Genomic DNA, 15,910 nt, shown 5'->3' with positions numbered 1-15,910 from the left:
CTGCTTACGCCAGATATTTTTTTCAAAAAACAGTCCAATTGTAAGTATCTATATTAAGCTTTGTTCGAAGCAAGATAGAGAGCGTATTCAAAAGGCATTGTCCACGAAAGATCTTCAATCGGCGGTCCAAACGGACATGGGGTCGGATTCACTTCAAAAGTCCACAGTCTTCCGCATTCATCTATCCCGAGATCAATTCCAATATCTGCAATATGGTACCCGGAGTCGTCCAAAACCTGACAAATCTTAAATCCGAGTTCAACAATATATTTTTCCATATATTCCACTCTATCATCGTCATCATAAAACATTTCCGACAATAACTCCCTAATATCTAAGGGCATATATTGGATCCCTCGATCACCGCCGATATGGCTTCCGTTTAGGGCGAAACGGGAAAAAAGAGCCGTCACTTGCCACTCGCCCTTACCGTTTTTGTTCATATTCAGACGAATATCCGTTGGCTTCTCCTTCCACGGAAAGGTATGGATCCCTTGCTGTGCAATATAAGGATTAGGGGATAATTTAGCATGAATCCAATTCCAGAGTGTTTTACAGTTCTCAAATGTCTTATAGCCTGCATTCTCCTTATTCTGATAAATAATTTGTATACTCCCTTCCTCTTTCAGCAGGGCATGGGCAATCCCCATGCCCCCATACCCGCTGATTGGTTTAAGAAATACATCTTTATATTTCTTCAGCATCTGCTGCAGGTCCATTTCATTCTTTACTAACCGTGTATCAGGAAGATGATCACGCAGCAAATCGCTCCCTGCAAGCAAATTCCACCCCCGCCATTTATCATAAAAGAAACTGTTGAATACTTTGCGCCCGATAACCTGTTCCATCTTTCTCAGTCTTAATTTATCAACGCCACAACGCATGTAGATCACATCGGGGATAGGGAACATCTTTTTTTTCCAAACCCTTGATTTGTTATCAAAATAAAATCCTGTAACATGTAAATCCTGAAGATTTAAGTCTTCCAAGGAAAACAGGATAATACGGGCATTATTGCTTTGGAACCTTCGTAGACGCTCACTAACTTGATTAAACATTGCTCCTTTAACGATCCGATTTCGTGTAGCTGACATACAGATCCCCAGTAAAGAAGTCGAATTCTTAGATTTCACCAACTCAATCACTCCTTTGCTCAAAGAAGAAAACTTTCCTGATGAGTCAGCTCCCCTTCCGTGTTTTTGGATCGGCAATGCCGCTATTGGCCGTGTTCAATGTTTTTCCGCTAATCTTGTGTGAGAATCGTTGCCGCACCCCTGTTATTTTCCGAATGTCTTCACACATAAAATCTGAGCAATATAAGTCAAACAGTCTCCTCCAATACTTGATGATAAAACGGATGCAGTAGCATTCCTATCATTTGGATTGATCAAGGAACTTACGTCTACTGTAAGTGTATCCCACAGGCCAGTTACAGGATCTATACCGGCATCAATTCCATCTTGGCCGTTAAATGCGTCAGCGGATCTTACCAATGTTGTTGGACCGGCAACAACTGTACTGTTGAATAAAGCTTGATCACCTGCAAATTCGGCTTGACCGTCTCCTACAATATAAATAGTCTTAGCACTAACGGGAGGGGATGCTGAGAAACCAGTTAACGTTGTACTGACGGTATCAATAAAGAAGCTTACGCCTCCGTCGTTAATAATTACTGTTGTTAAGGGCAGTGCACGATTGGAGAAGACATGAACAATAGACGCTCCGTCGATAAGGGGAGCAGTTGCGCTGGAAAATGGCGAGGAGCTGTCTGTATCACCTGAAGGAAAGCCAGTAAGCGTATTAACTCCTCCTGTTGCAATCCCCGTAACATCCGCACGAAAAACATCCGCAACACCCGAACCCCAACATGGGTTTCCAATTGCCGGTGCAATATTTGCCCCGATAATAGGAGTACCATTCAGTGTTCCTGTAGGATCTGCTGCCTGACCAGATCTGCGGATCACTTCCCAGTAAAGAAATGAATTCACTATGGTTGAACGAGCAGGGATTAGCCCGGTGAAATCTATGGTTCCAAATCCCCGATTACGCATTCCTACTCCTTTAGCTACACAATTTCCTTTTAAAGTAGTATTAAAAAATTGTGTTAATGGAACCTGAGGTACAATGATTAAATCTAAATGACTGTTCCCAGCTCCTTTATCCTCCATTTTTTTACCTCTTTTCTAAATAAATTAAATTTAAATCCTTCACACTTGTGTCTGACGTATAAAATATATGTCACCATCTGCAAAATCGTGCATCGGTGCTGCCGCATGCTAAGTACACCTGATCAAGGCTTGGAGTCGTCAGCATAGCGCCTTTAAGGCAAGAACGACTTGGCGAGGCAAGGTCACATCGATCGATTAAATTAATTTTCACGATTATACAATATGCGGATTAAGAGCGACGAGCTGATCAAATAATATTTTTTGGCCATCTTTCTAAGAGAATCTCCCTCTCGGGTTAGATAGATTCCCAACTCTTCTCACACACCCTTTAGTAAATCAAAGATGCTTATATGTTTATGAGCTATTCGCTGCATACATGTGATCCGGTGATATACATGCGTGTCACGAGTCGCTCTTCGTCCGGCATATGATGGAGCAGCAGGCAGCATGATGCACTTGAAGGAGCGATAGCAATGCGCAGGAATAAATCGAAACGCCGGAAGAAGACACAGGCCGTCAGCAAGAAGCGCAAGCCTGTCTATTCCAAGCGGGACATAAAACGCGCAGGCGGCAATGCGGGTACCGCTGTGCCGGTATATTCACGGGTGATGGAGAAAGTGATCGGAATGATCGAGGATCAAATTATGAATGTGGAGATTAAGCTGGCCGTTCAGCAGTTTTTAATCAATGAGACGATTGACGAATGGCAAAGAAAGGGCTGGCTAAACGAAGGTGAAGTGAAGAGCTTGTACGAGCGGACGTACCAGTATTGGAAAAATGATTTGAAGGAGCAAGGCAGTCCGTTCGCGGAGCTCGATCTCATGAAACGGCCGGCGCTGGAACTATACAAGAGCCACTCGAAAGATACCGGTACAGTGGAGCCGGTCAAACCAGGCCCGCCGCAGCCGGTTGTGATGAATCCGAGAAGAGAGGAAGACGCGGAGCTTCTGCACCAGATAAAAGAAGAATTAAAGGTAAAGAAGCGGGAATTTTTGAAGCAAAGGCTGGAAGAGATCAAGCGGACCTTGAAGTAAAGACACGAAATCGGCGAACTAAGCGCCTCATTCCGTGTCTTTTTTCATTCTTAGGCCTGCATACATACGCTCACCCGTTTCCGGTAACGGTTAGCGGGCCTCCGAACCGGCAGGAATCGGCATCGTGCCAGGGGGCAGCACGGCGATACCCGGCGCGATTTCAACCGAACCCGGAGGCAGCGTCATGCCGGGAGGAATGAATGTTGCTCCCGGCGGAAGCACGAGGGAAAGCGGTTCTGGACCCGGAGACGTAGGCATGGTTCCGGGCGAAAGTGTCGCACCAGGCGGAAGCGGAAGCCCAGGCGGGATGCTGACATCCTGAGGAACGCCGCTGCCGGGAAGAAGACTGCCGAGAAAGTCTTCTTCCCCCGAAGACGGGGATATGCCCGGAGTTGGTGCTGCACCCGGTGACGGGGTTATACCTGAAGGAGGTGCTAGAGCACCAGCTTGACTTCCCTGAGGCGTTATATTGGTCGAGGTTATAATTGGCGGCAAAGCGCTGGTAGGCGCTGAGCCGTTGAATAAGCCAATCTGCATGGTACCGCTGAGTGATTCCAGATTGATGGAATCGAGAATAATTTCAAATTTTTCGAAATCATTATGAACGTACGTATTGGAAGGCTGACGAGTCTGATTCATATACGCTACGGTGGATTGCATGTCGGCAAGCTGGCGCTGCATATGCAGCAGCATGTGCATCGTTTGCTGCTGAACATACTGCATATGCTGCAAAGATTGCAGCATGGCTGCATCAGAAGCGGGAAGCGTGTTTGGATTTTGGACAACGTACGGATAGGTGGAAGGATAGGCGTAGGAATATGGATATTGGGCATAAGGGTACTGGCAGTTGTTCAATTTGAATTTCCTCCTAGACAATTCCGTTCCCGCCGTTCCCAAGATCGTTGATGCGGTTAAACGGTGTATTAAACTTATTGTTGTTACCGGTATTGAACGCTCCAGCTCCGCCATGCTGAGTAGTCGTTGTCCTGCTGGCGTTATTGTTGCTGTTAAAGTTATCTGTATCCGTATTTTGACTGCTTATCGGGTCAATGACTGCGAAGTCTCCAACGTTAAAGGAGGCGGAACCACTCATCGTTGTGACGTTGATGTTTTTTATGTTGATATTTACTTTAGCTCGTGATGAACGGCGTCCGTATGGCATTGTTTTTTCAGTCCTCTCTCCTTAACCTAGAAACTCTTGCATCGATTCACACCCAATCCGGTAGTATCTTCCTTACTAATAGGATATGTTTCGCTTTGTTAAAGGATAGTGTATTTTGGAAAATAGGCTTGCTCGTTCCACACATTTAGCGGATATGAATAATACATTGTTTGTGAACCTCTCTCCACTGAATTGGAGAGCTTCTCAGTTCATCGAGACTCGTAACCTCGTCTCTCCTTGAAGGCTAGTTCCTAGCCTGATTTGGTTAGTGTCACTACGATACGTTTTGCAAGGCTTGTTTCAATATGTTAATAGCTGCATTTTCGTCGCGATCTGCTGCGTATCCGCATGGACATCGATGGATACGAACAGCAAGTGATTTTTTGACGATTTCTCCGCAGCTTGAGCATCGCTGCGATGTACCTGATGGATTCACTTGCACAATCTGACGCCCGGCACTTTCAGCCTTGTACGTCACGAATTGAACAAGCCCATTCCAACCGGCATCTACAATGCTTTTTGCAAGGTGATGATTTTTGACCATCCCTTGTATATTCAGATCCTCGAAGGCAATGAATCCATATTCATTTATCAGTTTTCGAGATTCTTTATGAGCATAATCCTTTCGTTGATTAGCTACTTTCTCATGCAGCCTAGCCAGGTCACATACAGCTTTGTGGCGGCGGTTTGAACCGTGCCTTTTCTTAGATACCGCACGCTGCTTTCGTTTCAGCTTTCCTTCGCTTTTACGAAGAAATTTCGGTGACTCGATCCGATCACCGTCGGATGTTACAGCAAGCTGTGACACGCCAAGGTCAATACCGATCTGTTTTTCTGACGCTGGAAGGTGCTGACTCTCGACTTTACAAGAAAAACAAGCATAATATTTACCATTCTTGACCATAATTGTACACGTCTTAATGGTTCCTTGCGGTTGCCGGTGAAGTCGAATGTGCACATCACCGACCTTGGAAAGCACAAGATGCTTTCCCTTTATGGAAAATCCGCTCTGCGGGTAGGTAAAGGAGTTGTACCTGCGGTTAGGCTTGAATCTCGGAAAGCCCGCTTTCTCGCCGTTTTTGACACGACGAAAAAAGGCTTGATACGCTTTGTCCAGCCTCTCTACGACATGTTGAAGGACCTGAGAATGGACGTTTTTGAGTTCAGGTATGTGTTGTTTTCTCTCCGGTAACGTTGCTTTTTGCTCGTAGTAGGTTAAGCTCCGACCCGTTTGCTTATAGGCGGCGATTCGTTCTGCGAGCAAGCGATTGTAGAGGAGACGGCATCGTTCCAGTACGAAGTGAATGTTTTCTAGCTCTTCTTTGGTCGGATACAAGCGAAATTTATAGGTTCGTTGCATTAGCCGTTTCCTTTCTTTTGATATTGGGGTGTATTTATTCGAAATTCCGTTGGTTTATTATAGCAAACAAACGTTCGTATTTCTAGATCGTGTCGGGGCAAGATTAACGGAATGATGGTTATTTACGTTACACATAAAACAATATTTTCCCCTTGTACCCCCAAACCGGGATTTGGGTCAAAGCGGACTTTCATCTACCCCATAAAAATGGGGAGGATTCCCATCCACTCATCTAAACACTCTCTTTTCACTGCCAGGTCTAAATATCGTTCATCGTTAAGCGGTTTAATTCGATTTTGAGAAAATAATTTAAGCTTGTTATCCGATAGAGGCGATTTAGTTTGATCTTGTCTAATTAAACAGCGTTTTGGGAGAGCTGCTTCTAAAAATGACCGATTTACGTTTGCAAAATAGAGCTAATCCGCCTTTCTCGCAACCCGAGTGCGATTTAGTTTTGTGAAATGAAACTAAATCATTTTTTACCTAATCGATTCGGCCGTATATACCCGCTTGAATAACCGGGGGTTCCGGCTTTCCTGCTTTACGGCATGCCAAAGGCAGGCCTTGAGATCGGTTGGCCTTCGCTTCCCCATAATCTGCTGAAGAAAGCAGCACTCGAACGAAATCAAGAAAAGGCGGTACAGGACTACCCCCTGCACCGCCATTTCCTCATCTTTTCGCATCATTGTTGAATTATTTATTCCATGAGTCCTTCATAAATCGCGTCGAGCAGCCTGTGCGTCCCGTCGCAGCTGTACTCCCAAAACATCATGCCGGCCAGTCCGCCATGCTTAATGTAGCCGCATTTATGCTGCAGCGATTGTTCATCGTCATAGGATATAAAGCTGTTTCCATTATAGAGGTACGGCGCTTTGGCTTCGCTGTCCCAGTAACGGATATAATCGTTCTTATCGATGTATTCTGCTGCAAGAGTTGTGAAATCCGGTCCATATCCGCCGGTGCTTCCAGCCATCTGATGAAGCCCGTTACGATTGCCCGGAACTTGATGCCAGATCCTAGAGTAAAATGCCGCACCGATGACGATTTTCTCCTTCGGCACGCCTGCACGGATGAACAGGTTAACGGAGGCGTCTACACTGATCCGGAACAAATCTCCGGGCGGAGTATACAGATTCGTATGGTGTCCCGTCAAAATTTGAAATCCTCCGCGCATATCATAGGTCATCAATTGAACAAAATCCAAGTACTGCTGGACTTGATCCATTTCCGTACCATCTACATAATATTGATCGGCGCCTGCTGCAATAGTAAGCAAGTAATGCCGGCTATCATGCGCGCCTTTGCGGTCCAATGCTTCCCGCATGGTCTTTAGAAGCAAGGTGAAATTCCGCTTATCCTCAGGACTTGACGCAATGCCCGCTTCCCCATAACAGGGGTATTCCCAATCCAGGTCGATTCCATCGAAAGGAAAGTCGGTTAATACGCGAACAGCCGAATCAGCCATACGTTTTCTCCCCTCTTCGGAAGATGCCGCTTCAGAGAACCCGCCAGCGCTCCAGCCGCCGACGGACAATAGAATCGTAAGCTCAGGATGTTCGTGTTTAATACTCCGAAGAAGGTCCATATGCTTCAAATGATCCGTAGTGATTTCATCGCCGCGCACATGTCCAAAAGCTACATTCAAATGAGTTAACTTCAACAAATCTTCCCTCGTTAGGTCAGGAAGCTTGGAATCGACGGCGTAACCCGCCACGATATATTTCCGCTTCGTCATTCTATACCACCCCGTTCTGCAGTTTGCCGGCATATGCCGGTTAAAATCCGGAAAGCTTCCTTCCCCGTTCCAATCTTGTATCCTGATGCTGTGTAACGAATTTGGTCTTGGCCGTCCAGCACGAAGAGATGCGGGAAGCCCGCTTCGCTAGCCGGCGGCTGGGATATAAAGGCCGGCAGCGCAGCGTAAGCGGAGTCCCTCACAAATAGGGCGCAAGACGGCAGCTGCGGATAACGGGAGGGATCGAACGACGAGGCCCACTCGGAATCGCCGACAACGAGAACGATCGGAGCTCCGAACTCATCGAACGACTCGGCAAGCTCGCTGATTTCACGGATCAAATGCTTAGTGGGCTCGCGTTCCGGCTCCATCCAGGCTACGATTGCCCCGCTCATGCCGATCAGCTCTCCAATCAACTTATCGGAACCGTCCAGCATAGTGAGCATATGGTTTCGTTCGATGATCCCCAGCACAGGAATTTCAAGCAGCGCCTCGCGGAATGTGAGCGGAATATCTGTTTGTTCCCCGGCCCGCACCGTGAAATAAGTAAAGCACACCCGTACCGTGCCGTCCTTCAATCGTATGCCCGATGTCATCCGGTATGAGCCTTGTTCAACCTCGAACGGTTCATCGTACACATCCGCTTTCCCGTTAGGGTAGAACAGCGTTTTATAGATTCCGTACTCCAGCCGGGCAATCGTGAAATTTTCGGAATACGAAGCAGCCGGAGCTTCTGCCGAAGACCCGCTATCACGAAGAAGCAGCACTGTGCCGTTGTCCTTCTTCACCGGTTGCAGCTGCATCGTTCCCTGCGCGAATAACGCATTCTGCCAGCTGCCGTTCTTCATAAATTGCGGCTTGTGCTCGCTCGGATGCAGCCGTGCCGGAATGCCAAGGCTGCGGCAGATCGCAACGAACAGGATATCCAAGGAGATCCGGTCTCCCTTCTTGATTTTGAAGGTGCCTGCCGGGTTTCCCTTGCCCTTCAAGTTAGGGAGGTCCTCCCAAAGCTCCCACTCTATATCCAATTTCCGGACAAGCTCGGAAGGATCTTCCCTGAACGTTTTCGCTTCCTCTTTGGTGAACGCATCCTGGAACAACCGCTTATAAGGCACGATCATCTCATATAAGATACGAGGACATAGGATATAACGGATGAATGTATCCTGCGGAAGCTCTCCGCGCTGCGATAGGGAGCAGGTCAAATGATCATCGAGTGCAGGGCGGAATGTATCGACAAGATCCTTCTCGTTCAAGCACTCCAGCAGCAGCAGCGGCCACTCTCCATATTCGGAGGAGCGCTCCCGCAGGAAAGCGGCGATCTCGCGGCTGTTCCCGCGCGCCTTGCGCAGCACATCCCATACCCGCTCCGCCGGAAGACCAGCAGCTTCGGCAAGCTTCGATGCATGCTCTTCGTCCAGAAAGGTATGCTCATAGCCGCTTCGAATCTTCGTGCCTTCCTCCAGACGGCTGGTGTGCCGCAAAATCTTCTCCTCAGAAAGCGGATCGGCAGCCTCTCCGTTACGTTCCGGCGGAGGGACCATGTCAAAGTCTGCCGTTCCATCCGGCTGCTGCGTCTGATCCAGAACAAGCTCGATGAGTTCGCCGTGGGCAGCATTGATCTTGTCTTCTCCCCATCTCCCATCCTTCACTGCACGGATCACTATATCTCCAAATCCTGTCTTGAATGAGGCTTTGCCCTCCGTGTTCGTCGGCAATATAGCAATCGGGTACAACTCAGCCATATTGTATAACTCGAAATAAACATCGGCACCGCTAATCGGCTGGCCCTGCTCATCCTTCACAAGTACGGTAATCGTCCGGGTAGGCGCATAGCCCTCTAATAAGTTGATTTCTGTAAACCATTCATCGGCAAGCGTGATGTCCTCCGGTCCCTCGTAATTCGCAAAAATCCGCGTGTTGATCAGCATCGCCCGCCGGGCTGGCGGACTAAACCAGCCTTGATTCAGAAGCGGTTCCGGTTCGCAAGCGCCGATGTAATACCATTTGCCGTCGGCCCACGCTTCCACCCAAGCGTGATTATCGTCACAATGCGCCCAGCGCGGCGTATACACTTGACGGGCAGGAATGCCAATGCTCCGAAGCGCGGCAACCGCAAGCGTCGACTCCTCGCCGCAGCGCCCCCGCGCATTCCGGATCATCGTCAGCGGCGAGATCGTCCGCAGATCGCTTCCAATATAGGCTGCCTTCTCATGACACCAGTAGTTCGTCTCCAGAATCGCATCCGCCATCGATAACTGCTTCGTGCGGTCCGCCAATTCGCTGTACAGAATACCGCGTGAATCCTCGATATCCTCCGTGTTTACCCGGTATGGCAGTACGAAATGCAGGAATAGGTGATCGGGTACCCGCTCTCCCCAAGGCACCTGCCTCCGAATGTCAAGCGTCCGGCGCACATGGCTTAAAAATAAATTTCCGTCATAGTCGGCCAAATCGTTCACCGGCATATAGGCGAATAAAAATTTGAGCGCCCAAGTCTCTTCTTCGGTCAGCTCCTGCTGAAAGATACCGAACAGCTCATGCGCTCTAGCCCCGGCGATTAGCTGCTTCTTGCGGAACTTACGTTCGATAAGCTCCATTGCTTGATGATCCAATGAGAATACGGAGGTTTGCAGGGTCAAACGTATTCACTCCTTCCATAGCTTCCCGTCTTCTCTGATGCAGAAGCTGGACTTCCCATCCGATGACGGCGCTGAAATTTGAAATAGGGTGCGGGTCGTCTCAATCACTGGTGTAATGCTCCAATGCTCGCCGTCGCTCCTTAACAAATTCAAATCGTTAGTAAATGTACCGTGACTTGCGAAGTAGTTGCGCTCACGGTAATAGAGCTTGCGCAGCTCCCACTTTATGCGTTCATCCGGCGGCTGCAAGAACGATTCCGGGCCGTCTTCATCAGCGAACACGACATAGCCCCATAACTCCGGATAATGCATATTTATCAGACCCATCGGAGACCACACCCAGTTGTCTTCCGGATATGATTTTCCCGTATCCGGGTTGATAACCTTGCGGTATTCGCCGTCCTGCACCTCTGCGCGCCATTCGACGCGCGAGAAATTAACGCGCCAAAACTCCCCCTTCGCCGGGGGACGGCCCTCAGCCGCGCACTCGCGCAGGCTCTTCCACGGCATTGCCGCCTCAATGCTCCACTTCCGGTTCGCCGCACCCGGCCGGTTCAACTCGCCGTCGATATGCACCGCCGTCTGAAGACCGCTAATATCCCAGCCGTTAACCGGAGGGCCTCCGTCCCGGTAGGGCTTAATGAGCAGCAGATCCCAAACGGTGTTCAGCGCATTTATTTCGAACTCGTAATAGTGATGGGAATCTCCGTCGGGATCTATAAAGATTTCAAAATCATTATCATAGAAAATAACAGAATCCCGTTCCGTCAACGTCGCCCAAATCTGATCTTCTATCAATTCCGCCGCAAAATAAAAATAATGATCGTCCCACAGCATTTTTACGCGGGTCTGCTTCGCGGGCTTCGGTCGAAGGTCGCCTTCGATATCGACAAAATCATCTGTCCAGTCCGCCGCTGCCCAGAACGGCTTATCGACCCGGCCGTCGAGAACAAGCTTCTCCGTCGCACGCCGGCAAATATAATGTTTGGGTGCATATTCAATATTCGGCTCCGGCACTCCGCTTAAATTCATGTTATCCCCTCCGGTATCTGCATTGATTAATCTATGAAATTCGCTTAAAGCGAACAATCGTCCCAGAAGCGGCGCAAGTTGTCCATTGCGATGCGGGAGGCCGCTTTGCATTCTTCCATGCCTTCGAATTCAATGGTGATATAGCCGTCGTAGCCCGACTCCTTAATGAGCTTAACGATTTTGCGGATCTCAATATCCCCTTGCCCCACAATCGCCCCTCGCAAATAGTTTCCGTTCGATGTCAAAAACCAGTCGCCGCCGCCCGGGTGCTGATCGTACGGACGGAAATAGAAGTCCTTGAAATGAATGAGCGATGCATAAGGCAGGTTTTTCTTGACGCCGATAATTGGATTTTCGTCTACGCACATGAAATTGCCGATATCAAGCGTTGTCTTAAAATTCGGACGTGCAACCTCATGCAGGACACGCTGAACCCTGTCGCTGGACTGTACGCTGAAGCCGTGATTTTCAATCGTCGTTGTAATGCCGTACTGCGCGGCATAGTCCGCGATCAGCTGACTGCCTCTCACCATAAGGTGCAGATGATCCTCGAACCATCCGATCGTCATCTTCTCTTGAGGAATGGTAAAGGCGGTCACGTCATGCCTCATATGCTTCATGCCGAGCCGGTGCACAAGATCTACGTGCAGCTTGACCCTGGCTACTTCCTCGTCGAACATTTCTTCCGTATCCTGCACGAAATTCGCCGGCATCGAATAATTGGACAGCGCAATGCCAGCTTCCTTCGCTGTCTCCCGGACCGCATCCGCCAGCTCCGGGTCATCCACCAAGGTATATCCGTAAGGGACGATTTCCATATGCTCCCCGCCGTTCTCGGCAATCCAGCGGATCGCGTCAAGGATGCTCATCTCTCCGGATTTAATCGCTTTTAATAAACTATAAGAGCTTAAGCCGATTTTCATCGTTCTACCTCCTTAGAAATTGCTGCTAGTTATGTGTGACAACAGCGCCGGAACCTCCGTACATTTCCAGTTCCTCATCAAATTCCAGCTTAAGGACGGTTACCTGCTTATGCGTATCTTCCGGTGTTATATGAATCCATGTCGTTCCGGGAATGTTGAACCACGGCACTCCGCCATGAATTTCATGCGTAAGCTCTTTGCCGGAATGAAGCACCGTAATTTTTTTAATAGGATTGGATAATCCTTTCAGGCATACATTCTCTTTCGGATCGTCATACACAAAGAGGTACAACGTCTTTTTATCCTTCGAAACGGTGCTGCCGCCTAAATAATAACGGGTCATGATGCCTTCCTCTGTTCCAAACACCGCTTCTTCATGCGTGCGGATCCATTCCCCTAGTCCGAGTAAAATATCTTCTTGTCTCTTATCAATCGTTCCGTCCTCCATAGGCCCGATATCGAGCAGCATGTTGCCTCCCAGGGTGATGCAGTCACAGAACATTCGAATGATCTGGTTCAATGACTTATACTTGTCATCCGTCCCGACATATCCCCAAGAGCTGTTGATGGTGGTGCAGAATTCCCATGGTCCCTCCGGACGCGTAATCGGAATCCCTTGCTCCGGTGTCTTATAATCCCCATGACCCTGCAGACGCGAGTTGATGATAATATCCGGGTTGAAGGATTGCAGGTACTGCTTGAACCCGGGCAAATTCCACTGCTCGGCGCTTCTCTCCCAATCCCCATCGAACCAGAGCAGATCAACCTTCCCATAGTTTTCCAAAATCTCCCGCAGCTGATTATTGTTAAACTGCAGAAACCTGTTCCATTTCTCCTCATCCTGAATGCCGTCATCCGGGCTTGAAAATCTGTTCACTTTGCTCAAATCGCCCGGCACCTTACCGCCTTCATACACACTTGGATAATCGGGATGCGACCAGTCAATCAACGAATAGTACATCCCGAGGCGAATGCCTCTTTTCGTAACGGCTTCCGCATATTCTTTTATCAGATCCCGCTCCGCCGGCGTCCTCTTCACAACGTTTAAGTCGCTGTACTTGGTGTCCCACAGGGCTACTCCGTCATGGTGCTTCGTCGTCAGAACGGCGTATTTCGCCCCTGACTGTTCGATCAAATCCGCCCATTTGTCCGCATCGAATTTCGCTGCCGTGAAGCCTTCCAATTGTTTCATGTAATCTTCGTAGGACATTCTCCCGTTATAGAAAGACCACGACTCAGCGACTCCATCCACGGCATAAATGCCATAGTGAATAAAAATACCGAGCTTAGCTTCCTCAAACCACTTCTGCATATTTATTTCCCCTTTCAGTTCCTTGATCCGGAATAGGTCTATCGCTAAATGAACAAGTTTAGTCTTATGCCTCTCTATGTCCAAATTGTAAATTTGTTGGTATGATAAGAATCAACTAAACGGATTGGTAGATAACAGGAGGCAGAATTAATGAAATGGAACTACTTTAAATCCAAACTATTTTTAAAATACATCTGGTCTTACTTGTTCATTTTACTAATCCCGTTAGTGCTGATGACCCTATTCATCTACCAAAACGCAGTCACCAATCTCCGTTCCGAAATTGAACAATCCCGTCTCAATCAATTAACGCAAACCAAAGTAATAATCGACGGCCGGATGAAGGAGCTCAGCGAAATTGCATCCCGCGTATCCTATGACAAGAGACTAACACCCTATCGGATTCATGATCCTTACTTCAGCGGGGAAGCCATTCAAGCGCTGGATCAATATAAAGCGACAAGCTCTATCATTGGCGAGATGTTCTTGTATCTCCACAAGGATGAGAATATTTACTCTGCGAAAGGGCTGTCGAGCCTAGACGTATTCACGAATACTTTCAACTTCCAAAGCTGGAATAAAGAAACGCTTTTCCAGGATTTAAACAATGTCAAGTTTCCAACGATGCGTCCGGCCGATACCGTCATCCGCAATTCTTATTTGCAGGATTCGATGCTTGCGTATCTTGTTCCCGTCACACCATACAGTCCTAACCCGCACGGAACGATCATGTATCTGATCAAGGAATCCGAGCTTACGAGTTTAATTGATTCGGTTCTGGGCAATTATCAAGGCTTGACTTATATTCTAGATAACAAAGGCCAAATTCTTGTAGACAACCGGCAGGGCGAAGCCTTAACTAATGCGGAGGCCAAATCCTTATTCGGTCTCTCTCCCGGCATTCACGATAAAATATTAGATGGCAAGCCGCATTCGATCGTATCCGTAACGTCGGAAAATAACGGGTGGACATATGTAACCGTCATGCCGAGCGCGCAATTTTTCAGCAGTGTCGTGCATGTCCGCAGCTTCATCGTCATGTTATTCATCATCGTCGTTTTAGTTGGAGCCGCGATTGCTCTCGTTCTTGCCAGAATGCAATACCAGCCGATCTCTACGCTTTTGGAGTTCGCAAATTCCAAATCCAAACCGAGCCATCCGGCGGACGAATCGGCAGCAGCCGGCAACGAGCTTGACCGAATCCGGACAGCGCTGCAGGAATACAGCTCGCGTGTGGACCTTCAAGAGCCATACGCCCGCAATCATTTCCTGTCCATGCTGCTCAAATACGGGAATGCGCAAAGTCTTACGCCGGCGCTTCAAGAAGCCTTCGATCTTCATTTCAACCGGACTCATCACTTTGTTATCGTGATCGGATGGGGCGAAATGGAGGATACGCAGAGCGAGCGGCAGGAGCGGCAGGAAATGATCGAGCTGCTTGCCCAGATCGAATTCCCGGAACTGGCTGCTCATGCCTATGGCGTAGAGCTTCCTCAACTGGATCAGCTTGCGCTCATTATCAGCTTCAATATGAATCAAGCGGAGCAGGAATTCACGCCTATTCGCCACATCGTCGAAGCGGTGCGCAGCAGCCTGCTGGAGACATTCGACGTCACTCCCGCGATTGGCGTAGGAACCTGTTATTCCAATCCGGATCAGCTGAATCAATCGTTTATCGAAGCTTGCTCCGCATTCGAACTGCGGGCATCCAGCGGCCTTGGCACCGTCACTTATTTCGAGAAGCTGCACTATACGCCGGATCACACGTTCTGGATCCCGAACAACTCACTGATGAAGCTCACTCAAAGTCTGAAGCTGGGAAGCTATGACGTGGCTGCACAAATGATCAGTCAGTCACTCCGCAGCCTGCAATCATCCGAGCTGCCTGCGCTGCACAAACGCTGTATATGCTTTGACATTCTAAATACGATGCTGAAAACCGCATCCGAGCTCGGTATTCATAATTTGATGCAGGAAATTGCCCCGAATATGATATACACCCATTCATTGGATGAACTGGAGAGCGGCTTCCTGAATCTCGCCTCCCTAATCTGCAGTCAAGTGGAGCGCAACAATCAGAAAGAAGAGCAATCCCAGATCGACCGGATTGTGTCCTACATCGACGATCATTACATGGACCATACGCTCAGTCTGGAGACGATAGCCTTCGAGTTCGCGATTTCGCCTTCGCATGTCAGCCGGTCATTCAAGGAAAAGATGGGCCTCAACTTCATCCAGTATATTTGGCAAAAAAGGGTGGACGAGGTTATGCGCCAACTAAAAACGACGAACGCTCCGCTGAAAGACATCATTATCCAGGTCGGTTATCTGGATACGCCTAACTTTATCCGGAAGTTCAAGAAGGAAACCGGCTATACGCCCGGTCAATACCGCAAGCTGTACGGAGAGAACGAGCAGGCCGGGTCGGCGTCCGATCCGGATGATGAATCATAAAAGGTAGAGCAACACCCGGTCATCCCTATCGCATGACCGGGTGTTGCTCGTTTCTTGCTTCATGCACGGGCAGGTTTATTGGTCTGTG

At 48.6% G+C, this 15,910-nt stretch carries 12 protein-coding genes; 2 read left to right on the top strand and 10 right to left on the bottom strand.

The window, feature by feature from the left end; translation table 11 throughout:
• Window positions 1-53: 53 nt before the first annotated feature.
• Both AC0YNZ_RS17850 and AC0YNZ_RS17845 read right to left on the bottom strand, forming a co-directional pair.
• Window positions 54-1,133 (bottom strand): YheC/YheD family endospore coat-associated protein, encoded by a 1,080-nt coding sequence (locus AC0YNZ_RS17850; RefSeq protein WP_475827977.1) that lies wholly within the window; start codon window positions 1,131-1,133, stop codon window positions 54-56.
• A 144-nt stretch (window positions 1,134-1,277) separates the two neighbouring features.
• A complete protein-coding gene (locus AC0YNZ_RS17845) occupies window positions 1,278-2,168 on the bottom strand; it encodes a hypothetical protein (protein ID WP_475827898.1) in 891 nt (296 codons plus the stop codon).
• 473 nt (window positions 2,169-2,641) lie between these two features.
• Between AC0YNZ_RS17845 and AC0YNZ_RS17840 the strand changes: the two genes are divergently transcribed.
• On the top strand, window positions 2,642-3,202 hold the full coding sequence (locus AC0YNZ_RS17840) for a hypothetical protein (protein WP_475827897.1): 561 nt from the start codon (window positions 2,642-2,644) through the stop codon (window positions 3,200-3,202).
• 90 nt (window positions 3,203-3,292) lie between these two features.
• Here AC0YNZ_RS17840 and AC0YNZ_RS17835 read toward each other — a convergent pair whose 3' ends face one another.
• The 8 genes from AC0YNZ_RS17835 to AC0YNZ_RS17800 all read right to left on the bottom strand — a co-directional run bounded on the left by AC0YNZ_RS17835 (window position 3,293) and on the right by AC0YNZ_RS17800 (window position 13,368).
• Window positions 3,293-4,057: a hypothetical protein gene (locus AC0YNZ_RS17835; RefSeq protein ID WP_475827896.1), complete on the bottom strand. Its 765-nt coding sequence runs from the start codon at window positions 4,055-4,057 to the stop codon at window positions 3,293-3,295.
• 13 nt (window positions 4,058-4,070) lie between these two features.
• Window positions 4,071-4,364, bottom strand: coding sequence for a hypothetical protein (locus tag AC0YNZ_RS17830; RefSeq protein ID WP_475827895.1), 294 nt, complete (start codon window positions 4,362-4,364; stop codon window positions 4,071-4,073).
• Window positions 4,365-4,638: 274 nt separating this feature from the next.
• Window positions 4,639-5,724: an RNA-guided endonuclease InsQ/TnpB family protein gene (locus tag AC0YNZ_RS17825; RefSeq protein WP_475827894.1), complete on the bottom strand. Its 1,086-nt coding sequence runs from the start codon at window positions 5,722-5,724 to the stop codon at window positions 4,639-4,641.
• 697 nt (window positions 5,725-6,421) lie between these two features.
• A complete protein-coding gene (locus AC0YNZ_RS17820) occupies window positions 6,422-7,459 on the bottom strand; it encodes a glycoside hydrolase family 18 protein (protein WP_475827893.1) in 1,038 nt (345 codons plus the stop codon).
• On the bottom strand, window positions 7,456-10,101 hold the full coding sequence (locus AC0YNZ_RS17815; RefSeq protein ID WP_475827892.1) for a transglutaminase domain-containing protein: 2,646 nt from the start codon (window positions 10,099-10,101) through the stop codon (window positions 7,456-7,458). The genes AC0YNZ_RS17820 and AC0YNZ_RS17815 overlap by 4 nt, the downstream gene beginning before the upstream one ends.
• A 6-nt stretch (window positions 10,102-10,107) precedes the next feature.
• Window positions 10,108-11,133 (bottom strand): carbohydrate-binding family 9-like protein, encoded by a 1,026-nt coding sequence (locus tag AC0YNZ_RS17810; protein ID WP_475827891.1) that lies wholly within the window; start codon window positions 11,131-11,133, stop codon window positions 10,108-10,110.
• A 44-nt stretch (window positions 11,134-11,177) separates the two neighbouring features.
• Window positions 11,178-12,056: a sugar phosphate isomerase/epimerase family protein gene (locus tag AC0YNZ_RS17805; protein WP_475827890.1), complete on the bottom strand. Its 879-nt coding sequence runs from the start codon at window positions 12,054-12,056 to the stop codon at window positions 11,178-11,180.
• Window positions 12,057-12,081: 25 nt separating this feature from the next.
• The gene (locus tag AC0YNZ_RS17800) at window positions 12,082-13,368 is read right to left on the bottom strand and encodes an alpha-L-fucosidase (protein WP_475827889.1); all 1,287 of its coding nucleotides are present in this window, start codon (window positions 13,366-13,368) and stop codon (window positions 12,082-12,084) included.
• A 150-nt stretch (window positions 13,369-13,518) separates the two neighbouring features.
• On the opposite strand from AC0YNZ_RS17800, the gene AC0YNZ_RS17795 reads away from it, so the two are divergent.
• Entirely contained in the window at window positions 13,519-15,822 is a 2,304-nt protein-coding gene (locus AC0YNZ_RS17795; RefSeq protein ID WP_475827888.1) for a helix-turn-helix domain-containing protein, read from the top strand.
• Window positions 15,823-15,910 lie beyond the last annotated feature (88 nt).

Source organism: Paenibacillus sp. J2L1-98 (assembly GCF_056269405.1).
Note: the sequence above shows the minus strand (reverse complement) of the source record. Positions and strands in the feature narration are given on the sequence as shown.

Coding starts and splice junctions, on each gene's coding strand:
- AC0YNZ_RS17845 (WP_475827898.1), bottom strand. CDS start 2,168: ATGGAGGATAAAGGAGCTGGGAACAGTCATTTAGATTTAATCATTGTA.
- AC0YNZ_RS17840 (WP_475827897.1), top strand. CDS start 2,642: ATGCGCAGGAATAAATCGAAACGCCGGAAGAAGACACAGGCCGTCAGC.
- AC0YNZ_RS17830 (WP_475827895.1), bottom strand. CDS start 4,364: ATGCCATACGGACGCCGTTCATCACGAGCTAAAGTAAATATCAACATA.
- AC0YNZ_RS17825 (WP_475827894.1), bottom strand. CDS start 5,724: ATGCAACGAACCTATAAATTTCGCTTGTATCCGACCAAAGAAGAGCTA.
- AC0YNZ_RS17820 (WP_475827893.1), bottom strand. CDS start 7,459: ATGACGAAGCGGAAATATATCGTGGCGGGTTACGCCGTCGATTCCAAG.
- AC0YNZ_RS17810 (WP_475827891.1), bottom strand. CDS start 11,133: ATGAATTTAAGCGGAGTGCCGGAGCCGAATATTGAATATGCACCCAAA.
- AC0YNZ_RS17805 (WP_475827890.1), bottom strand. CDS start 12,056: ATGAAAATCGGCTTAAGCTCTTATAGTTTATTAAAAGCGATTAAATCC.
- AC0YNZ_RS17800 (WP_475827889.1), bottom strand. CDS start 13,368: ATGCAGAAGTGGTTTGAGGAAGCTAAGCTCGGTATTTTTATTCACTAT.
- AC0YNZ_RS17795 (WP_475827888.1), top strand. CDS start 13,519: ATGAAATGGAACTACTTTAAATCCAAACTATTTTTAAAATACATCTGG.